A 19,499-nucleotide genomic window follows, 5' to 3' on the forward strand; every position below is an offset into this window, starting at 1 on the left:
GCGCCGTCGACGGTTGCTACCGGTAACGCCGACATGGCGGCCGAGGCCGGGCCGGGGCGAATACTCCGGCTCGCGGTGCCGACCCTGGGCGTGCTCGTCGCCGAACCGATCTATCTGCTGTTCGATCTCGCCGTGGTCGGGCGGCTGGGCGCGCTCGCGCTGGCCGGGCTCGCGGTGGGCGGATTGATTCTGGCGCAGACGAGTTCGCAGCTGACGTTCCTGTCCTACGGCACCACCGCGCGGGCCGCGCGCAGACACGGTGCGGGCGACGAGCGCGGCGCGGTGGCGGAGGGCGTGCAGGCGACCTGGCTGGCCATCGTGGTCGGCCTGCTGATTCTGCTGCTGGTTCAGCTCTTCGCGGTGCCGCTGACCGGTGCGATCGCCGGTGGTGGCGACATCGCCGCCGAGGCGCGCGACTGGGTGCGGATCGCGCTGTTCGGGGTGCCGCTGATCCTGATCTCGATGGCGGGCAACGGGTGGCTGCGCGGGGTGCAGGAGACTCGCCGTCCGCTCATCTATGTCGTTGCTGGGCTTGGTGTTTCGGGTGTGCTGTGTCCGGTGCTGGTGCACGGGCTGCTCGGTGCGCCGCGGTTGGAGTTGCCCGGCTCCGCCGTCGCGAACGTGGCCGGTCAGCTGGTGATGGCCGGATTGTTTGTGAATGCCCTTGTGCGTGAGCGGGTTCCGCTCGCACCGCACTGGTCGGTGATGCGCGCGCAACTGGTCCTCGGCCGGGACCTGATCGTGCGCAGCCTCGCGTTCCAGGCCTGCTTCGTCTCCGCCGCCGCGGTCGCCGCCCGCTTCGGCGCCGCCTCGGTCGCCGCGCATCAGCTGGTGCTGCAGCTCTGGAATTTCCTCGCGCTGACCTTGGATGCGCTCGCCATCGCCGCACAGACCCTGGTCGGCGCGGCCCTCGGCGCCGGTGACGCACTCGGCGCCCGCGCGCTGGCCCGCCGGGTCACCGGCTGGTCGGAAATCTTCGCGCTCGGTCTTGCCGCGTGCTTCGCCGCAGGCGCGGGACTGATCCCGAAACTGTTCACCGACGACCCGGCCGTGCTGGACCGCACTCACGTCACGTGGTGGTTCTTCGTGTGCATCATCCCGGTGGCAGGCATTGTGTTCGCCCTCGACGGTGTCCTGCTCGGCGCGGGCGACGCCGCCTACCTGCGCACCACCACGCTCGGCTCGGCCCTGCTCGGCTTCCTCCCCGCGATCTGGCTGTCGCTGGTCTTCGACTGGGGGATCGCCGGAATCTGGTCCGGCCTGGTCGCTTTCATGCTCCTACGGCTGGTCGCCGTCTCCTGGCGAGCCTGGTCCGGCCGGTGGGCTCGCGTCGGTGCGGAAGTCCCCGGACACGTTCGGAGCTCCGGATAGCGGACGAAACCCCGGACAGCGCCCGGGGTTTCGTGTTCAGCGAATCAGCTGTTGGTCAGGAAGCACTGGTCGTTCGGCAACGATTCGACCGTTGCGGCGGGCACCGTCACCTTGGCGCAGGCCAGCGTCGGGTACGAGCTCGGCGTATCGGAGCCGAGCGGGAAGTCGGCGCAGTAGGTGAGGGCCAGATGCTCGCCCGCGGCCAGCTGGCGGGTCAGCGTGAAATCGGCAGGCGCGGGCTGCCTGGGGGACAGGGTGTTCTGCCGCGGGTCGCCGTCGACCAGCAGCGTGCACTGCACGGTGCCGCCGATGAGGTCGGTGCTGATCCGGCTGGGCGTCGCGGTGAGGGTCTCCCCGGCGACCTGCAACGACGCGGTACTCGGCGGACTGATGGTTGCCCCGGCCAGACCTGGAACGGTGAGGCAGGCTGCCGCAGCCGATGATGCCACGACAATCCCTCGGAATGTGTTGCGTGCGATCATGTTCGAATAACATAGTGGGTCGTGCAGCCGGATTTGCGCGGGTTGCATGTTCCGAGATAAATGCCTCATTCCGGTTTGGCCGGGCTCATGATGGTCACTCGTAGCTGCGACGAACTCTCCTCGGTGCGCCACTCGCCCGGGGACGCGCGGCGGGGTGGCGGGCGCGGATCGGGGTGGGTGTGCCAAGGTAGGTGTGGTGATACCCAAGTTGATGGCGGTGAGCGACATTCACGTCGGGCACCAGGGGAATCGGCCGGTGGTCGAGCAGATTCATGCCGACTCGCCGGAGGACTGGCTGATCGTGGCGGGGGATGTGGGGGAGAAGACCGACGACATTCGGTGGGCGCTGGAGCTGCTGCGTGGCCGCTTCGCCAAGGTGATCTGGGTGCCCGGCAACCACGAGCTGTGGACGACGGCGAAGGACCCGGTGCAGATGACCGGCGTCGCACGCTACGACTACCTCGTGTCGATCTGCCGGGACCTGGACGTGCTGACCCCGGAGGATCCGTTCCCGGTGTGGGAGGGCGCGGGCGCCGAGCAGCACGGCGGCGCGGTGACGCTGGCCCCGCTGTTCCTCCTGTACGACTACTCGTTCCTGCCGAAGGGCGCCACCACCAAGGCAGAGGGGCTCGCCATCGCGCGGGACCGCAACGTGGTGGCCACCGACGAATACCTGCTCTCCTCGGACCCTTACCTCACCCGTGATGCCTGGTGCCATGCCCGCGTGCAGGTCACCAAGCGCAAGCTGGACGCGCTGCCCGAAGGCACGCCGCTGGTGCTGATCAACCATTTCCCGATGGTCCGCCAGCCCACCGACGTGCTGTTCTACCCCGAGTTCGCGCTCTGGTGCGGCACCGAACTGACCGCCGACTGGCACACCCGCTACAACGTGCTCTGCTCGGTCTACGGCCACCTGCACATCCCGCGCACCTCGCACTACGACGGTGTCCGCTTCGAAGAGGTCTCCCTCGGTTACCCCCGTGAATGGCAACGCCGCGGCCTCCCCGAACGCCTCCTCCGCCAAATCCTCCCCGCCCCCGAGTACCCGCCCGGTTCCCTGAACGAATGGGGCGGCCACTTCAAGGTCACCCCCGAAATGGAAGCCGCCGCCGCGGAGATGCGCGCCAAAGCCGAACGTCGCCGCGGGGTCTGAGTGGACTGGCAAGACGCCGCGCATAAGCGGTGTCGCTGCGGCCATCTGCAGACTGGCGTCGTTGCGTGTGAACGGCCGTCAGCTGTAGCTTCGGCAATTTGATTCCCAACGCAACTACTGATTTGGTGTGTACATGGGTAACTCGTCGGGTACGGGCATAGTGGCCCGCCCGTTGGCCGCCGGCCGCCATCCGAACGTACGTGGCGCACGAGTCCGGCCTGAAGTTTCGGGGAGGCGGTCGAGCTGATCGAGACAATTTTGCCGTCCGGTGTCGCGTCGGCTGAGCTGCTGGAGTATCCGGAGGACCTGAAGGCGCATCCGGCGGAGGAGCATCTCATCGCGAAGGCGGTGGAGAAGCGGCGCCGGGACTTCATCGGAGCCAGGCATTGCGCGCGGCTGGCGCTGGCCGAGCTCGGTGAGCCGCCGGTGGCGATCGGCAAGGGGGAGCGGGGCGCGCCGATCTGGCCGCGCGGGATCGTCGGCAGCATGACGCACTGCGACGGGTATCGGGCCGCGGCGCTGGGGCACAAGATGCGGTTCCGCTCGATCGGGATCGACGCCGAGCCGCATGCGGCCTTGCCCGAAGGCGTGCTGGATTCGGTGAGTCTGCCACCGGAGCGGGAATGGTTGAACACCACCTACTCCGGGCTGCACCTGGACCGGTTGCTGTTCTGCGCCAAGGAAGCGACCTTCAAGGCGTGGTGGCCGCTGACCGATCGCTGGCTCGGCTTCGAGGACGCGCACATCACCTTCGAGGTCGAGGACAGCACCGAGCAGTCCGGCCACGGCACCTTCCACAGTGAGCTGCTGGTGCCGGGGCAGACCAACGACGGTGGGGTGCCGCTGGTTTCGTTCGACGGCCGTTGGCTGATCGCCGACGGGTTCATTCTCACCGCGATCGTGCACGCCTGATGGATGGTCTCGGCGGATTGCTGATCGTCGACAAGGACAGTGGCATGACCAGCCACGACGTTGTCGCGAAGTGCCGGAAGCTGTTGCACACCAAGAAGGTCGGGCACGCGGGCACACTCGACCCGATGGCGACCGGTGTGCTCGTGCTCGGCGTGGAACGGGCCACCAAACTCCTCGGCCTGCTCACCCTGACCACCAAGGCCTACACCGCGACCATCCGCCTCGGCCAGGCCACCACCACCGACGACGCCGAGGGCGAGGTGCTCTCGACCATCCCGGCCTCGCAGCTCGCGGATGCCGAAATCGCTGCGCACACAGCGAAACTCACCGGCGACATCGAGCAGGTGCCCGCTACCGTGAGCGCGATCAAGGTGAACGGTGAACGCGCCTACGCCCGGCACCGCGCGGGCGAGGAAGTGCAGCTGGCCGCCCGCCCGGTCACCGTGTCCCGCTTCGACATCCTCGCCCGCCGCGATGTCACGGACGGCGCATTCGTCGACCTGGACGTGATCGTCGAATGCACCTCCGGCACCTACGTCCGCGCCCTGGCCCGCGACCTCGGGTCCGCGCTCGGCGTCGGCGGCCACCTGACGGCCTTGCGCCGCACCAGAGTCGGCCCGTTCACCCTCGAACACGCCCGCACCCTGGCCGAATTGGCAACCGCCGCCGAATCCGACGCCCCCATGCTCAGCCTCGACATGGACGAGGCCGTGCGAACTGCGTTCCCGCACCGGGAGATCGACGAAGCCCAAACCAACGACCTCCGCAACGGCCGCTGGCTCGACCCCATCGGCCTCCCCGGCGTCTACGCCGCGATCGATCAGGAAGGTCGCGCGATCGCCCTGCTCCAAGAGAGCGGCAAGCGCGCCGCGTCGGTAATGGTCGTACGCCCGTCGAACCTGTAGTCGAGTGGCAGGCCGCTCGTAGGTCCGCCGAGCCGCTCGGGCGGCCGGTGTGCTGGCGATGCAGCAGGCAGACTCCGGCCTGGACGATGCGAGGTGAACTACGTTCTCACACAGGAAGATCGATGAAACGCGAGCTGATCACTTGCGTAACGGTCGCGGCTCGGCCTACTCAGTGCGTATGTCGCGTTCGATCCGGTCGGGGCTATCGCGCGCTGCTCCAGGAGCCGCAAGCGTGGGGCGTCGGTGGGGGTGGTCGTCTGTCCGCCGAACCTGGGTCGCTACGCGGCGGCGTTCTGGTGGCCGACAGTCACCCCTCTGCGTCGACTGACTGGAGGTTGGGCCCGAGGATGGGCTGCAGTGCGCCGAGTAGTGCGCCGACGCTGATCTCGAGCAACTCCGCGCGGGAATAGTGCTGGTTCTCCAGCCATTCGACCGTCAGTACCCGCACGAAGGTGAGCCAGCTCATCAGCACTGATGACACCTGGACACGCAGGGTTCCTTCGACACCGAGGACGTCCAGGAGTCGACGGCGCAGCTCGCCGAGCTCGCCCGCGATGATGGCCTGGATGGTGGGATCGCCGGCGAGCACCCGGTTCGCCGCGAGCACGCTGTTGGCGTTCGCCTCGAAGTAGTCGAAGTGGGTGTTCAGTCCGGCGGCCAGTTGCTCGGCGAGCGGGCGTCCGTTGTCGAGCGGGGTGGCGATCAGTAGCTGGTCCGCGGCTTGCTCGTAGACGCCGGCGAAGAGGTCGCGCTTGCTCGGGAAATGGCGGTAGAGCAGGGCCCGTGACACTCCGGCTGCCGCAGCTACGTCCTCCATCAGCACCGCGTCGTAGGCGCGCTCGGCGAACAGTCGCGCGCCCGCTTCCAGCAGCACCTGACGGCGCTCGTCGGTGGACAGGCGGCGGCGAGTACTCATCTCGAAAACTTTAGTTGACGTCTGTCTACTAAGCGTCGTAGGGTCTGATAGTAGACAAACGTCTACTTGCGCGCGGCGGCTGGTTCGACTGGGAATCCACTGTCCGCCAGCAGGATTCGTCGCACACCGCGGAGGGGCAGCATGGCAACCGCACTCAAATGGCTTTCTGTGACAATGGGCGTCGCCTGTGTCGCGATCGGCATCCTCCACCTGGTCGCAGGCATCGATGGCATCCCCGATATGGGCGACTCCGGCGTCACCGCCGACAGTCAGACCCGCTTCTTCGGCGCGATCTTCCTCGGCTACGGCGTCGCGTGGCTCTGGGCCGCCCGCCAATCCCCGATTCCCTCGACCGCGATCCGCTGGCTCGCAGGCATCTTCCTGCTCGGCGCAGTCGGCCGCTTCATCTCCGTCGCCGTCTACGGCTGGCCCAACTGGTTCCAGATCGTCCTCACCGCCATCGAAGTAGTCCTCCCGCCGATCTACTTCTGGCTCGCCGCCGCAGACGAAAAGCGCACCGCCACAACCCCGCTGGCAGGTTCCACCCCCGCCTTCCGCTGAGTCGCACGCGGCGCGAGCAGGTCGGTTCGGCGTCTGCCGGCCAACCGACTGCGCCGAACGGGCTCGGCGGTCGCGAAGCGCGGGGCAGGCGAGGGTCATGCCCCGCTCGCGTGACCGATGACTGCTGCGCTGCTGGGCGGCAAGGGAATCCGTACAGTGTGGATTGGCCGCTCGAAGGGGCGGCAGTGGGAGGCAGTGGGCAATGGGCGAACGACCGGTCGATACGTTCGGGCTATGGGATCGGGACGGCGACGGGCTCGTCTCGGTCGCCGACATCACCGAGGGCATCCGGTCGCTCGGCCTCGAGGTCGATGACGACGCCGTGGAACGGATGGTCGCCGCCGCCGACACCAACGGCGACTTCCTGGTCTCCCGAGCGGAATTCGACGCCGCACTGGTCGGCGGTCGCATCGAGGTCACCGATGCCGACGCCGCCTTCAAGGTCTTCGACACCAACCAGGACGGCCGCATCTCGGTCGAAGAACTCGAATCCCTCATCCGCCACGTCGGCGCGGGCCGCATCCACGAACCCGCCGCCGACCTGCTCGCCGCCGCCGACCAGGACAACGACGGCTACCTCTCCCTCCCCGAATTCCGCACCCTCCTGGACTTCCTCGCCCGCTGATCGTGGGTCTCAGGCCTCGGCTGGTACGGCGGGCTGGGTGGTTCGGTCGGCGGCGATGGCGCGGACCGCGTCCTGCATGTGGTCGATCAGCAGCTTGCGGGCGCGGGCGGCGGGGCCGGAGCCGATGGCGGCGCGCAGGTCGACGTGTTCGCGGGCCTGTTCGGTCAAGTCCGGGTTCGTTGTTTGTAAGGCGCCCAGGCACATTCGGGTTTCGATCAGTAGCGTGCGGGCGGCGCGGGCCAGTCGAGGGCTGCCTGCGCTGTCCACCAGTGCGACGTGGAAGGCCTGGTCGGCGTCGGAAAGGCCGGCGGCATCGCCTATTTCGGCGGCCGCGCACATTTGGGTGACGCTGTCGGCGAGTGCCGCGTAGGCGATCTCGCGGCGGCCGTCCAGGATCAGTTCCAGCGCACCGCCTTCGATGGCGGTCCTGGCCTGGTAGATGTCGACGACGTCGTCGATGGTGAGGTCGATGACGAAGATGCCGCGATGGCGAATACTGTGCAGCAGACCCTCGGACACGAGCCGCTGCATCGCTTCGCGCACCGGCCCGCGCGACACGTCGAAGCGGGCCGCGAGGTCGGCCTCGCCGAGCTGGTCGCCCGGCGCGAAACTGCCGCGCATGATCGCCTCGCGGAGCCGATCGGCGATCACCTCGGCCGTCGACTGTCTGCTGACCGGCTCGATCTCAACGAGCGGCATGTGCGTACCTTTCTGTGAACAAGGTGCCGAGGGCCGGGCAGGTCGCGGCGACGCCGGCCAGCCGCAGCCCCGCCCAGATGGTGACCTGGTTGGCGGTCAGTACCGGCTTGCCGAGTGCGGCCTCGAGTTCCGGCAGCACGGCAAGAGTATGCATCGCGGTATCGGGGATGAGCAGCGCCTCGGCCTCGGGATGATCGTTGGCGATGGCCAGCTGCCGAACATGGTCGGCGGCCAAGGTGCCGACCTCGGCGGCGGTGTCGATTCCCGCGCTGCGCATCGAGACCACCAGGATCCCGGCGTCGGCGAGGAATTCGACGAACAGCTCCGCGACGTCGTCCGGATAGCTGGCCGCGATGGCGACGGTGTGTACGCCGAGCGCGCGCACCGCATCGACGAACGCGAGACTGGTGCTGGTCGCGGGCACGCCCGCGGCCGCGGCCAGCGCGTCGACCTGATCACGCGCGCCGCGCGGCCCGTAGACGAAACTGCCTGAGGTACAGGCCCATACGACAGCCTCGGGCGCATGCGGTGCGAGCAGTTCGGCCCCGTGCCGTAGCTTGTCCGGGCTGCCCAGATCCAGCAGCTCGGGGATGGCGTGCAGATCGGTGCCGTAGATATGCGCCACCGGCAGGCCCGCACCGAGCGCGGCGGCGGCCAACGGGTAGTCGTCCTCGGCCGCGTGATCCGGGTAGATGAAACCGATGGTGGGTGTCCGCATATGTTGTTCTCCCGATCAGAAGACGTTCAGTAGCCACTTGCCCGGACCCATCATCGGCAGCTTCATCCGGCCGAGGCAGGCCCACATGGTGAGCTGGTTGGCGGTGAGCACGGGTTTGCCGAGTGCCTGTTCCAGCGGCTCGATCACGTCATAAGTTGGCAGGTTGGTACAGCTGACGAAGATGGCTTGAGCTGCCGGGTCATCGGCGCCGACGATGCGCTCGGCGATGGTGCGGTAGTTGACTTTCCAGATGCCACCGCCCAGCCCGAGATGGTCGGAGCGGATGACGCTGCAGCCCGCTTCGCCGAGGAAGTCGTGCAGCTTGTTGGTCAGGATCTCGTCGTACGGGGTGAGCACCGAGACCCGGCTGATGTCCAGATGCCGGATCGCCTCGATCAGCGCACCTGAGGTGGTGACCGCGTCCAATGCCCCTGCCGCACAGATTGTTTCGCGCAGCGAGCGTTCGTACTCGAGACCTTTGATGAAGCTGCCCGAAGTGCACAGGTAGGCAACCACTTCCGGTTCCACATGCAGCACATCCCGCGTCGCGGTGGTCAAATGCGCAGGGTTGGAGACCAGTTCGGCCATCGCCAACGAGACCGGAACCGGTTCATACGGCGTTCGGGCCAGATGGAGACTGACCTCCATCGGCGCCCAGCGCCAGAGCTCGCGTTCGAGCGCGAGGTCGAACGGAGCGATGATGCCGATGCCCCGTTGTGCGACGGGGCCCTCGATATCCGGGAAGCTGAGTTCCACTACGGCCCCTCTCGCACTCAGCCGGACAGACCTCCGAGCAGAGTCGGATTGTTGACAATCATACGATGCGATCTTAGTGTGTCAATGTGGAAACGGGCCCCATTGTCACCGTCCTGCACAGTGACCGCGTGCCCGAGGCGGATCTGATGGCCGCCGTGTCGGCTCGGGCGACTGTGCGCTACACCGAGGCCGCCGGTCTCGCGGTGGCGCTGGGCGGTGCCGACGTGCTTTTCGTCTACGACTTCCGCACCCGCGCGATCCCCGGCGCATGGCCATCGGCCGACCGGCTGCAATGGTTGCACATGGGATCGACCGGGGTGGACCCGGCGATGTTCCCCGAACTGCGGGCCAGCGACGTCGTCGTCACCAATACGCGCGGTCTATTCGATACCGCCATCGCGGAATACGTGCTCGGACAGATCCTCGGTTTCGCCAAGGACCTGCCCGGATCGCTGCGCAGGCAGCTGCGCCACGAGTGGGAGCATCGCGAGAACGAACGGGTCGCGGGCAGCACGGTTCTCATCGTCGGCACCGGCTCGATCGGCCGTGCCATCGCGCGACTGCTGCGCGCGGCCGGGATGAACATTCGCGCGGTCGGCCGCCGAATACGTTCCGCCGACCCCGATTTCGGCACGGTGGGCACGGACCTGCACGCCGAGCTACCGCTGGCCGACTATGTGGTGGCGATCGCCCCGCTGACCCCACAGACCCGGAACATGTTCGGCGCCAGAGAATTCGCCGCGATGAAGCCACATGCGAGGTTTGTCAACGTGGGCCGCGGGGAACTCGTAGTTACCGACGATCTGGTCGCCGCACTCGGCGCCGGATCGATTGCGGGGGCGGCGCTCGATGTGGTCGACCCCGAGCCGCTGCCGCCCGACCATCCGCTGTGGGATCTGCCGAACGTGTCGATCACACCGCACAATTCGGGCGATTTCCGCGGTTGGCGGACCGATATCGTCACCGCGTTCGCCGAGAACTTCGACAACTGGATCGCCGGCCGGCCACTGCAGAACGTGGTCGACAAGGAGCTGGGGTACGTGCCCGGCTGAAGGAGCCCTCTCTGATGAGCTACCCCGACATCAATATTCCCACCGACCCAGCGGCGATGACCGCCGTCCAGCTGGTCTCGGCCTACGCGGCGGGCGCGCTCTCCCCGGTCGAGGCGACCGAGGCCATCCTCGACGCCATCGCGACTCGCGATCCGGACGTGAACGCCTACTGCCTGGTCGACCCCGACCGGGCGCTGGTGCAGGCGAAAGACGCCGAGGCGCGCTGGCATTCGGGCCACGCCCGCGGGCTGCTCGACGGCGTGCCGATCTCGATCAAGGACATCTTCCTCACCGAAGGCTGGCCCACCAAGCGCGGATCCACCTCGGTGGACCCCGCCGGCCCGTGGACGGTGGACAGTCCGGTCGCGGCCCGGCTGCGCGAGGACGGCATGGTGTTCCTCGGCAAGACGACGACGCCGGAGATCGCTTGGAAGGCGGTCACGGACAGTCCGCTGACCGGTATCACCCGTAATCCGGTCGACCCGCGGACGACTGCCGGCGGCTCGTCCGGTGGCAGTGCCGCCGCCGTTGCCGCAGGTATGGGACCGGTCTCGGTCGGCACCGATGGTGGTGGCAGCATCCGCATTCCGGCATCGTTCTGCGGCATCGTCGGCTTCAAGCCCACCCATGGCCGGATCCCGTTGTACCCGGCAAGCCCGTTCGGTCCGCTCGCACACGCCGGGCCGATGACGCGAACCGTCGAGGACGCCGCGCTCCTGATGGACATCCTGTCCCTGCCCGACCCGCGCGATCCGACCAGCCTCGCACCGACCCTGACCACGTTCCGTGGACAGGTTGTGCGCGAGGTCCGCGGCCTCACCGTCGCCTACTCACCAACACTCGGCTACGCCACAGTCGATCCCGAGGTCGCCGAACTCGTCGACGCGGCCGTGCGGAAACTCGCCGACGCCGAATTGCGCGTTGTTGCAGCCGATCCCGGCTTCACCGACCCGCGCGAGGCCTTCGAACTACTGTGGGCAGCAGGCGCCGCCACCATGCTGTCGAAGTTCCCCGAGGGCTCCCGCGAACGGGTAGATCCGGCGCTACGCGAGGTCTGGGCCCAAGGCGACGCCGTCCGTGCCGTCGACTACCTCGACGCCCGCAACGTGGCCGCCGAAATCGGAATCACCATGGGCGCCTTCCACACCGCCTACGACGTACTCATCACCCCGACAATGCCGATCACCGCTTTCGAAGCAGGCCACAACGTCCCGCCCGGCAGCGGCCAGACAACCTGGCCCCAATGGACCCCATTCACCTACCCGTTCAACATGACTCAGCAGCCGGCCATCAGCATCCCGGTCGGCACCACGAAAGACGGCCTCCCCGTAGGCATGCAGATCGTCGGCCCCCGCCACTCCGACGACCTGATCCTCGCCGTCGCCCGCTACGCCGAACACATACTCACCCCGTAGCCGACCGAAGGCGCCTTTCATCCGCCCAGACAGGCTGACGGCCGCCTTCGGTTAGTTCTGTAGGGAGTTTGCCGATTCTGAATTCGACTCTGCAGAAACAGTTTCCGACGCATCGAGACAACGGCTCCGGGCCGGCCGGGCAGACCGTGCGTGCGCCCTGCGATCGTGGTGATCGCGTCGGAATGGCGGCAAGTTGGTGGGTCTTTTGCCACGCCGGTAGCGTCGATGCGGACAACAGGGAGATGAGGCTGGTGGAAGCCATTGTCGAGGGCGTCTTTCAGGGCGGTGAGCCATACCTTCGGGTGGGTCGTGGTCGGCCGCTGGTGTATCTCGCCGGGTTCGCACTCGACCACGCCAACCCCACGGGCCGGATGCGCAAGATCGCGTTGGCGAGCGTGCAGCCGCTGGCTCTAGCCGGTTTCGAGGTGTACTACACCAGCCGGGCACCCGGCCTCTCGGTCGGCGCGACCTTCGCCGACATCGCCGCCGGCCACGCGGCGGGCCTGGCCGCGCACTTCGGCGAGCCGGTCGACGTGCTCGGCCATTCGACCGGAGGTGACCTGGTACTCCAGCTCATTGCCGACCATCCCGAGGTCGTACGCCGGGCTGTCGTGGCAAGTGCAGCATACCGTTTGGGGCCGGTGGCCAAGCAGGCGCAGCTCGCGATGATCGCCGGCCTGGAGCGCGACGGCCGGTTCCGCGCCGACGCGCTCGTTGCCGGATTCACGCAGCACCGCGTGCTCCAACGGCTACTGGCGATACCGATGCGACTGACCGTATTGATGAAGGTCCCGAAGCCCGCCGACCCCATCGCATTGCTCCGCGCAGAAGACCAGTTCGACGTCTACGACCGCCTCGGCGCGATCGAAACCCAGACCCTGGTCATCTGCGGTGCGCGAGACTACTTCTGGACGCCGGAGATGTTCGCCGAGACCGCGCGCCTGATGCCGCACGGACGGTTGGTGATGTACCCCGACGCGGGGCACGCGATCGTCGGGCGCGAGGACTTCGTCACCGACGTCACGGCGTTCCTCAACGCGCCCTGAAATACGAATTCAGCGCGCACGTCTCGTGCCGCCGCGCGCGAGTTCGTCAGCGATTTGCTGCGCGGGGCGCGAATTGGCGCGCGGCGGGACCCAGCGGTCGGCGAATGGGGTTCGTGCTGAGCCGAATACGGCTGGCGCTGTGCGGGAGTCGCTCGCGACGCCTGCCTGGTTGTGGTGCGAGATGGAAACGGCGCGCACGTTTCGTGCCGCCGCGCGCGAGTTCGTCAGCGAATTGCTGCGCGGGGCGCGAATTGGTTCGCGGCGAGAACCGATCGCGGTGAAGCGAATGTGGCTCGTGCCGCGCGCTGTCGGGCGGGGCGGTGGTCAGGCGCGGGCGAAGGCCAAGGTCTCGCCGGAGACTCCGTGTAGCCACAGGTCGTTGCAGGCTGTGGCGATGTCGGGCAAGCCTTCCTCGATCGTGGCGAAGACGTTGCCGGGGACCCAGCCCATGTCGCCGTTGATGAGTAAGTTGTTGCGGCCGTAGAAGATTGCCAGGTCGGTGGCGCCCTGGTCGTGGTGGGCGGTGGAGCCGGGGTCGTAGCCGTAGGCGGGGTTGCCGATTTCCCAGGGCTCGAAGTCGAAGAGGCAGACGTCGCCGGGGATGGGGGTGACGGTCGGGTTTTCTCGGTGGGGGGCTGCGGTGATGCGGGGGACCAGGGTGTACACCTCGTTGCGGGCGTACTTGGCGTGGAAGGCGTCGCCTTCCTGGGGCAGCGCGTCCCACACGGCGGCGCAGGTGTGCGGTGCCTCCGCGTCGAGCAGCCGGGCGCGGCAGGTGACGGCGGCCTTGGTCAGGGTGATGGTGATGTAGCGGGCCATCGGTTTCTGCTTTCTGGTCGTCGGTCGGGGTGAGCGCAGGTGGCGGCCGGGCAGGTCCCGGCCGCCGGGCCAGGGCTAGAGCTCGGCCAGCACTTCGGTCCAGATCGCGAGCGCGTCCTCGACCTGAGTATCGGTCACGATCAGCGGCGGGATCATCCGCACCACGTTCATGTGCGCGCCGCAGGTGAGCAGCAGCAGTCCCTTCTCGACCGCGCGCCGTTGCGCGGCACTCGCCGTCTCGGTGTCGGGTTCGCCTGTCGCGGTGGTGAATTCGGCACCGGCCAGCAGCCCGAGGCCGCGCACATCACCGATCGCCTTGGTGGCGCTCGCCCGTAGCCCGTTCAACAGCTGCTCACCGCGCGCTGCGGCGTTGTCCACCAGGTGCTCGGATTCGATGACCTCGAGCGTCGCCACCGCCGCCGCGCAGGCCACGGCATTGCCACCATAGGTGCCGCCCTGCGAGCCGGGCCAAGCCTTCGCCATCAGCTCGCGCGAGGCCGCGATACCGGACAGTGGGAACCCGCTGGCGAGCCCCTTGGCGATGGTGATGATGTCCGGCCGCACCTCGAAGTGCTGATGTCCGAAGAACTTTCCGGTCCGCCCGAAGCCGGTCTGGATCTCATCGATGACGAGCAGGATGCCGTGCCGATCGGCTCGCTCGCGCAGTCCACGGAAGAACGCCGTGTTGCCCGGAATGTAGCCGCCTTCGCCGAGCATCGGCTCGACCACGAACGCGGCGGTCTCCGCAGGCGAGGAGATGGTGGCGAACAGGTAGTCGAGCTCGCGCAGCGCGAACGCGGTCGCCTCCTCTTCGGTCCAGCCGTAGCGGTACGCGGTCGGGAAGGGGGCTACGTGCACACCGGACATCAGTGGGCTGAACCCGGCCGAGAATCGGGTGCCCGAGGTCGTCATGGTCGCCGCCGCGACGGTGCGGCCGTGGAAACCGCCGTGGAAGACCACCACATTCGGCCGCCCGGTCGCCTGGCGGGCCAGCCGCAGCGCCGCCTCGATCGCCTCGCTGCCGGAATTGGCGAAGAACAGCGTGTCCAATCCGTCCGGCAGCACCGTGCCGAGGCGTTCGATGAGCTGCAGCATCGGCCGGTGCATGACGGTGGTGTATTGGCCGTGGATCAGGCTGGCCACCTGGGCCTGCGCCGCCGCGACCACCTGCGGATGGCAGTGGCCCGTGCTGGTCACGCCGATGCCCGCGGTGAAGTCGAGATAGCGGCGCCCGTCGGTGCCGTAGAGGTAGCAGCCGGATCCGTGGTCGACGGTCACCGGGGTGGCCTGCCGCAGAACGGGCGAAAGTTCGGTCATGGTGATCCGCCTCCCGGAAAGTGGTGCGCTCGCAACATCCGCAGATTGTCTATTGTCGGATTGTCGACAATATGCATAACATGGCGACAGAGGCCGCAGCAATAGCCAGCGGCCCGCGTCCGGTAGCGAAAGGAGTCCCGCGCCGATGCTCACCGAGACCTTGTCCGCCGCGGAGCGAGCCGTAATCGACACTGTGCCAACGGGTTTGTATATCGACGGCCAGTGGTGCGAGACGAACGCCGAGCTGCCGGTGCTGGATCCGGCCACCGACCGGCCGCTGTGCGCGGTCGCCGACGCGAGCCCGCAGGACGGACTCGACGCGTTGGCCGCGGCGCACACGGCCCAATCGGCTTGGGCGGCGACACCGCCCAGGGCGCGCGCCGACGTCCTCATGCGCGCACACCACGCGCTGCTCGACGACACCGACCGGCTCGCGCTGATCATGACGCTCGAAATGGGCAAGCCGCTCACCGAGGCGCGCGGCGAAATCGCCTATGCAGCAGAGTTTTTCCGTTGGTTCGCCGAGGAGGCGGTCCGGCTCGACGGCGGCTATCTGCCTGCGCCGACCGGTGGCGCCCGGTTCCTGGTGACCAAGCAGCCGGTGGGCCCGAGCCTGCTGATCACGCCGTGGAACTTCCCGATGGCCATGGGAGCCCGCAAGATCGCGCCCGCACTGGCGGCCGGCTGCACCTGCGTGGTGAAACCCGCTGAGCAGACGCCCTTGTCGATGCTCGCGCTCGCCGACCTGCTCGATCGGGTCGGGGTGCCGCGCGGTGTCGTCAACGTGCTCACCACCGCCGACCCCGGCGCGCTGATGACGCCACTCATCCTCGACACCCGCTCCCGCAAGCTGTCTTTCACCGGCTCGACCGCGGTCGGCAAGCGACTGCTCGAACAGTGCGCGCGGACAGTGATGCGCACCTCGATGGAGCTCGGCGGCAACGCCGCGTTCATCGTGTTCGACGACGCCGACCTGGACGAGGCCGTCGAGGGCGCGCTCGCGGCGAAGATGCGCAACATCGGCCAGGCCTGCACCGCCGCGAACCGAATCTTCGTGCAGCGCGGCATCATCGACGAGTTCTCGACCCGACTCGCCACCCGGATGGCCGCGTTGCCGATGGGGCGCGGCACCGAGCCGGGGGTCGTCGTCGGTCCGCTCATCGACGCGGACGCGGTGACCAAGGTGACCGAGCTGGTCGCCGACGCACGCCGCCGCGGCGCACAGGTGCTGACCGGCGGCGCCGCGATCGACGGACCCGGCAACTTCTATCCCGCGACCGTGCTGACCGGCGTGCCCGACGACGCGGCGATGTGTCACACCGAAATCTTCGGACCGGTGGCGTCGCTCGCCGTCTTCGACACCGAGGACGAGGTCGTCGCGCGCGCCAACAACACCCCGTACGGGCTGGTCGGCTACGTCTTCACCGAGCAGCTGCGCCGCGGGCTGCGGGTCTGCGAGGCCTTGGAAACCGGCATGGTCGGTCTCAACCAGGGCGTCGTGTCCAACCCCGCCGCGCCCTTCGGCGGCGTCAAAGAATCCGGGCTCGGCCGCGAAGGCGGCGCTATCGGCATCGACGAGTTCCTGGAGACCAAATACATCGGAGTGCGCCTGTGAACGACCCCGGCTACCGCATCGCGACGATTCCCGGCGACGGCATCGGCGTCGATGTCACCGCGGCGGCCGTCATGGTGCTCGACACCGTGCTGCCCGGCATCGAGTGGACCGAATTCGATTGGTCCTGTGCGAATTACCTGCGCACCGGCCAGATGATGCCCCCGGACGGTCCCGACCTGCTGGCCGGGTTCGACGCGATCCTGCTCGGCGCCGTCGGCTTTCCCGGTGTGCCCGACCATGTTTCGCTGTGGGGCCTGCTGATTCCGTTGCGGCGCGCCTTCAGCCAGTACGTCAACCTCCGCCCGGTCCGATTGCTGCCCGGGACCGAGTCGGCACTGCGCGACCGGACCGCCGCGGACCTGGACATCCTCATCGTGCGGGAGAACTCCGAGGGCGAATACTCCGAGATCGGCGGCAAGCACAATCCCGGCCGATACGACGAATTCGTGCTGCAGGAGTCGGTTTTCACCCGGGTCGGCTGTGAACGGATCATCCGGTACGCCTTCGAGCGGGCCCGCGAACGCGGCGGTCGCCTGTGCTCGGCCACCAAGTCGAACGGCCTCATCCACTCGATGCCGTACTGGGACAGCGTGTTCGACCAGATCGCCATCGAATACCCCGACGTGCGGACCCGGCAGATGCACGTCGACGCGTTGGCCGCGGAGATCGTGCTGCACCCGGACCGCCTGGACGTGATCGTCGGCTCGAACCTGTTCGGCGACATCCTGTCCGACCTGGCCGCCGCGGTGACCGGCGGGCTCGGGCTGGCACCGTCGGGCAATATCAATCCCGAGGGCGCCGCGCCGTCGATGTTCGAGGCGGTGCACGGCAGTGCCCCCGATATCGCCGGGCAGGGCATCGCCGATCCGGTCGCGCAGATTCTCGCGGGCGCGATGCTGCTCGAGCACCTCGGCGAACACGCCGCGGCCGCGGCGGTCGACCGTGCCGTCTGCGACGTACTCGGCGCGGGCAAAGTCCGCACTCCGGACCTGGGCGGCACCGCGACCACTACCGAGCTCGCCACCGCAATCGCAAGCCGCGCAGCCGAATTGGTGGGCGCGATAGGCGCCGATTCGCACTGAAACCAGCCGCGTGGTCGGTCGGCGCGCCGCACTCTCGAGCGACGAGCCGCCTGACAACGCGGTGCGTCGAATGGTCAGGCGAGGCGCCGTACCATCGACCGGTGAGCCGCAGCCTCAGGCGGTGAGCCAGATCGCTTCGGCGGCGGGACTGCCCAGGTCGGTAGGAGTCTCGGCCGTGCCGATGCGAATCGCGATGGTACCCGCGAAGTCTCGGCGCTCCACGACCGTGATGGCGGTGTCCAACGCGATGCCGACGGAGTCGAAGTAACGCAGCATGTCGGGATCCGAGTCGGAGATGCGCGCCACCCGACCGGACTCGCCCGCGTGGAAATCGCTGAGCTGCCGGGCCGGTGGTGTCGGCACGGCGCCGTCGACCGACGGGATCGGGTCGCCGTGCGGATCACGGTCGGGGTAGCCGAGTTTGGCGTCGATCCGAGCCATCAACAGTTCGGAGACCGCGTGCTCGAGCACCTCGGCCTCGTCGTGCACCTCGTCCCACCCGTAGCCGAGCTCGTTCACCAGGAACGTCTCGATCAGCCGATGCCTGCGCACCATCGCGATCGCGGCCAGGCGCCCACCCTCGGTGAGGGTGATCGAGCCATAACGGGCGTGCTCGACCAGCCCTTGATCGGCCAGCTTGCGCACCGCCTCGGAGACGGTCGACGCGGACACCCCGATCCGCTCGGCGAGCAGCTTGGTCGACACCTTCTCCTGCGACCACTCCTGTGCGGTCCAGATCACCTTGAGATAGTCCTGGGCCACCGAGGAGAGCACGGGCGCGATCGTCGCGGTGCCGCCGGTGGCTTGTCTCGGCGCAGCAGCGTCGGCTAGCTCACGGCGGGTGGCGATGTCTCGTTTACCGGGCACATACTCGAGCTTAAGCACATGCCTCCCGAATGACACAGCTCGCCGCACAGTGGAACCAGGGATTCACCACCCGTACACAACACCGGAAGCGTTGCGTGACATCGCAGGCTTCGGTCGAACCCCGTTCAGCTGCGCGATATAAGCTGCCGACTGTGCAGAGATGGCGAGGGCTGGACGACGTTCCCGCGGACTGGGGCCGATGTGTACTCACGATCGGCGTGTTCGACGGCGTGCACCGCGGTCACGCGCAGCTGATCAGCAGGGCGGTGAAATCGGCCGCCGCGCGCGGTGTTCCCGCGGTGCTGATGACCTTCGATCCGCATCCGATGGAGGTGGTGCGGCCCGGCTCGCATCCGGCGCAGCTGACCACGCTGACCCGTCGGGCGGAATTGGCCGAGGAACTGGGCATCGACGTGTTCTGCGTGATGCCTTTCACACAGGCTTTCATGAAGCTGACCCCCGCGCGCTACGTGCACGATCTGCTGGTCGAGCGGCTGCATGTGGTCGAGGTCGTGGTCGGCGACAACTTCACCTTCGGCAAGAAGGCCGCGGGCACCATCGACACCATGCGTGAGCTCGGCGGACGCTGGGGCTTCGAGGTCGACGGCGTGAAGCTGCTCGGCGAACACGCGGTCACCTTCTCCTCCACCTACATCCGCGCCTGCGTCGACGCGGGCGACATGGCCGCTGCGGCCGAGGCGCTCGGCCGCCCGCATCGGGTCGAGGGCGTGGTGGTGCACGGCGACGGCCGCGGTCGTCAGCTCGGCTTCCCGACCGCGAACGTCGCGCCGCCGATGCACGCCGCGATCCCGGCCGACGGCGTGTACGCGGGCTGGTTCACCGTGCTCGGCCCCGGTCCGACCATCGGCACCGTCACGCCGGGCCAGCGGGCGATGGCCGCCGTCTCGGTCGGCACCAACCCCACCTTCTCCGGCCGCGCCCGCACCGTCGAGGCGTATGTGCTCGACGGCGAGGCCGACCTCTACGGCCAGCACGTCGCGGTCGATTTCGTCGACCACGTGCGGGGGCAGCGCAAGTTCGACTCGATCGACGAACTCATCGAACACATGGGCCGCGACGTGGAGACCACTCGCAAGATCCTCGCCGCCGTGGACGACCGATAGTTCTGCCGCGCTGATCGCTCGATTCCTCGGCTCGGATTCGGACAGGCCCCGGCCGATTCGGTCG

General features: G+C 68.1%; 20 protein-coding genes. 12 read left to right on the forward strand and 8 right to left on the reverse strand.

The genetic code is table 11. The annotated features are described in order from the left end of the window. Positions 1-33 precede the first annotated feature (33 nt). Positions 34-1,371, forward strand: coding sequence for an MATE family efflux transporter (locus ABZ942_RS03415; RefSeq protein ID WP_357379354.1), 1,338 nt, complete (start codon positions 34-36; stop codon positions 1,369-1,371). 44 nt (positions 1,372-1,415) lie between these two features. Here the strand turns inward: ABZ942_RS03415 and ABZ942_RS03420 are convergent, their stop codons facing one another. After that, positions 1,416-1,820 carry a hypothetical protein gene (locus tag ABZ942_RS03420; protein ID WP_357378592.1) on the reverse strand — a complete coding sequence of 135 codons (405 nt, stop codon included), beginning with the start codon at positions 1,818-1,820 and terminating at the stop codon, positions 1,416-1,418. A gap of 229 nt (positions 1,821-2,049) precedes the next feature. Here ABZ942_RS03420 and ABZ942_RS03425 point away from each other — a divergent pair, with 229 nt between their 5' ends. The 3 genes from ABZ942_RS03425 (at position 2,050) to truB (ending at position 4,823) form a co-directional block, all read left to right on the forward strand. After that, the gene (locus tag ABZ942_RS03425) at positions 2,050-3,006 is read left to right on the forward strand and encodes a metallophosphoesterase (RefSeq protein ID WP_357378594.1); all 957 of its coding nucleotides are present in this window, start codon (positions 2,050-2,052) and stop codon (positions 3,004-3,006) included. Between the two features lie 243 nt (positions 3,007-3,249). Continuing rightward, on the forward strand, positions 3,250-3,918 hold the full coding sequence (gene npt, locus ABZ942_RS03430) for a 4'-phosphopantetheinyl transferase Npt (protein ID WP_357379356.1): 669 nt from the start codon (positions 3,250-3,252) through the stop codon (positions 3,916-3,918). Continuing rightward, positions 3,918-4,823 (forward strand): tRNA pseudouridine(55) synthase TruB, encoded by a 906-nt coding sequence (truB, locus tag ABZ942_RS03435; RefSeq protein WP_357378596.1) that lies wholly within the window; start codon positions 3,918-3,920, stop codon positions 4,821-4,823. The genes npt and truB overlap by 1 nt, the downstream gene beginning before the upstream one ends. Positions 4,824-5,130: 307 nt before the next feature. Here truB and ABZ942_RS03440 read toward each other — a convergent pair whose 3' ends face one another. Further along, positions 5,131-5,739, reverse strand: a complete 609-nt coding sequence (locus tag ABZ942_RS03440; protein WP_357378598.1) for a helix-turn-helix domain-containing protein — start codon at positions 5,737-5,739, stop codon at positions 5,131-5,133. Between the two features lie 141 nt (positions 5,740-5,880). Here ABZ942_RS03440 and ABZ942_RS03445 point away from each other — a divergent pair, with 141 nt between their 5' ends. Then, a complete protein-coding gene (locus ABZ942_RS03445; RefSeq protein WP_357378600.1) occupies positions 5,881-6,300 on the forward strand; it encodes a DUF4345 domain-containing protein in 420 nt (139 codons plus the stop codon). Positions 6,301-6,502: 202 nt separating this feature from the next. Next, positions 6,503-6,925: an EF-hand domain-containing protein gene (locus ABZ942_RS03450; RefSeq protein WP_357378602.1), complete on the forward strand. Its 423-nt coding sequence runs from the start codon at positions 6,503-6,505 to the stop codon at positions 6,923-6,925. A gap of 9 nt (positions 6,926-6,934) precedes the next feature. Here the strand turns inward: ABZ942_RS03450 and ABZ942_RS03455 are convergent, their stop codons facing one another. The 3 genes from ABZ942_RS03455 to ABZ942_RS03465 are packed head-to-tail and all read right to left on the reverse strand — an operon-like array spanning position 6,935 to position 9,098. Then, positions 6,935-7,624 carry a GntR family transcriptional regulator gene (locus tag ABZ942_RS03455; protein WP_357378604.1) on the reverse strand — a complete coding sequence of 230 codons (690 nt, stop codon included), beginning with the start codon at positions 7,622-7,624 and terminating at the stop codon, positions 6,935-6,937. Continuing rightward, positions 7,611-8,342, reverse strand: coding sequence for a maleate cis-trans isomerase (locus tag ABZ942_RS03460; RefSeq protein WP_357378606.1), 732 nt, complete (start codon positions 8,340-8,342; stop codon positions 7,611-7,613). The genes ABZ942_RS03455 and ABZ942_RS03460 overlap by 14 nt, the downstream gene beginning before the upstream one ends. A gap of 15 nt (positions 8,343-8,357) precedes the next feature. Next, positions 8,358-9,098 carry an Asp/Glu/hydantoin racemase gene (locus ABZ942_RS03465; protein ID WP_357378607.1) on the reverse strand — a complete coding sequence of 247 codons (741 nt, stop codon included), beginning with the start codon at positions 9,096-9,098 and terminating at the stop codon, positions 8,358-8,360. A gap of 86 nt (positions 9,099-9,184) precedes the next feature. Here ABZ942_RS03465 and ABZ942_RS03470 point away from each other — a divergent pair, with 86 nt between their 5' ends. The 3 genes from ABZ942_RS03470 (at position 9,185) to ABZ942_RS03480 (ending at position 12,611) form a co-directional block, all read left to right on the forward strand. After that, on the forward strand, positions 9,185-10,150 hold the full coding sequence (locus ABZ942_RS03470) for a D-2-hydroxyacid dehydrogenase (protein WP_357378609.1): 966 nt from the start codon (positions 9,185-9,187) through the stop codon (positions 10,148-10,150). Between the two features lie 29 nt (positions 10,151-10,179). After that, the gene (locus ABZ942_RS03475) at positions 10,180-11,565 is read left to right on the forward strand and encodes an amidase (protein ID WP_357379357.1); all 1,386 of its coding nucleotides are present in this window, start codon (positions 10,180-10,182) and stop codon (positions 11,563-11,565) included. Positions 11,566-11,816: 251 nt separating this feature from the next. Then, positions 11,817-12,611, forward strand: coding sequence for an alpha/beta hydrolase (locus tag ABZ942_RS03480; protein ID WP_357378611.1), 795 nt, complete (start codon positions 11,817-11,819; stop codon positions 12,609-12,611). 324 nt (positions 12,612-12,935) lie between these two features. Here ABZ942_RS03480 and ABZ942_RS03485 read toward each other — a convergent pair whose 3' ends face one another. Continuing rightward, entirely contained in the window at positions 12,936-13,430 is a 495-nt protein-coding gene (locus tag ABZ942_RS03485; RefSeq protein WP_357378613.1) for a DUF3830 family protein, read from the reverse strand. Between the two features lie 75 nt (positions 13,431-13,505). Next, the gene (locus ABZ942_RS03490; protein ID WP_357378615.1) at positions 13,506-14,747 is read right to left on the reverse strand and encodes an aminotransferase class III-fold pyridoxal phosphate-dependent enzyme; all 1,242 of its coding nucleotides are present in this window, start codon (positions 14,745-14,747) and stop codon (positions 13,506-13,508) included. Between the two features lie 145 nt (positions 14,748-14,892). Here ABZ942_RS03490 and ABZ942_RS03495 point away from each other — a divergent pair, with 145 nt between their 5' ends. Next, positions 14,893-16,362, forward strand: coding sequence for an NAD-dependent succinate-semialdehyde dehydrogenase (locus tag ABZ942_RS03495; protein WP_357378617.1), 1,470 nt, complete (start codon positions 14,893-14,895; stop codon positions 16,360-16,362). Beyond that, complete coding sequence (locus tag ABZ942_RS03500; RefSeq protein WP_357378619.1) at positions 16,359-17,444, forward strand: tartrate dehydrogenase; 1,086 nt, start codon at positions 16,359-16,361, stop codon at positions 17,442-17,444. The genes ABZ942_RS03495 and ABZ942_RS03500 overlap by 4 nt, the downstream gene beginning before the upstream one ends. A 114-nt stretch (positions 17,445-17,558) precedes the next feature. On the opposite strand, the gene ABZ942_RS03505 is transcribed toward ABZ942_RS03500, so the two are convergent. Further along, entirely contained in the window at positions 17,559-18,227 is a 669-nt protein-coding gene (locus ABZ942_RS03505) for a metal-dependent transcriptional regulator (protein ID WP_357379359.1), read from the reverse strand. A gap of 236 nt (positions 18,228-18,463) precedes the next feature. Here ABZ942_RS03505 and ABZ942_RS03510 point away from each other — a divergent pair, with 236 nt between their 5' ends. Further along, positions 18,464-19,435 (forward strand): bifunctional riboflavin kinase/FAD synthetase, encoded by a 972-nt coding sequence (locus tag ABZ942_RS03510; RefSeq protein ID WP_357378621.1) that lies wholly within the window; start codon positions 18,464-18,466, stop codon positions 19,433-19,435. Positions 19,436-19,499: the final 64 nt, after the last annotated feature.

The sequence above is a fragment of the Nocardia sp. NPDC046473 genome (genome assembly GCF_040645995.1).
In the GTDB taxonomy this organism is placed as follows: Bacteria; Actinomycetota; Actinomycetes; order Mycobacteriales; family Mycobacteriaceae; genus Nocardia.

Coding starts and splice junctions, on each gene's coding strand:
- ABZ942_RS03415 (WP_357379354.1), top strand. CDS start 34: ATGGCGGCCGAGGCCGGGCCGGGGCGAATACTCCGGCTCGCGGTGCCG.
- truB (WP_357378596.1), top strand. CDS start 3,918: ATGGATGGTCTCGGCGGATTGCTGATCGTCGACAAGGACAGTGGCATG.
- ABZ942_RS03440 (WP_357378598.1), bottom strand. CDS start 5,739: ATGAGTACTCGCCGCCGCCTGTCCACCGACGAGCGCCGTCAGGTGCTG.
- ABZ942_RS03445 (WP_357378600.1), top strand. CDS start 5,881: ATGGCAACCGCACTCAAATGGCTTTCTGTGACAATGGGCGTCGCCTGT.
- ABZ942_RS03450 (WP_357378602.1), top strand. CDS start 6,503: ATGGGCGAACGACCGGTCGATACGTTCGGGCTATGGGATCGGGACGGC.
- ABZ942_RS03455 (WP_357378604.1), bottom strand. CDS start 7,624: ATGCCGCTCGTTGAGATCGAGCCGGTCAGCAGACAGTCGACGGCCGAG.
- ABZ942_RS03460 (WP_357378606.1), bottom strand. CDS start 8,342: ATGCGGACACCCACCATCGGTTTCATCTACCCGGATCACGCGGCCGAG.
- ABZ942_RS03485 (WP_357378613.1), bottom strand. CDS start 13,430: ATGGCCCGCTACATCACCATCACCCTGACCAAGGCCGCCGTCACCTGC.
- ABZ942_RS03490 (WP_357378615.1), bottom strand. CDS start 14,747: ATGACCGAACTTTCGCCCGTTCTGCGGCAGGCCACCCCGGTGACCGTC.
- ABZ942_RS03495 (WP_357378617.1), top strand. CDS start 14,893: ATGCTCACCGAGACCTTGTCCGCCGCGGAGCGAGCCGTAATCGACACT.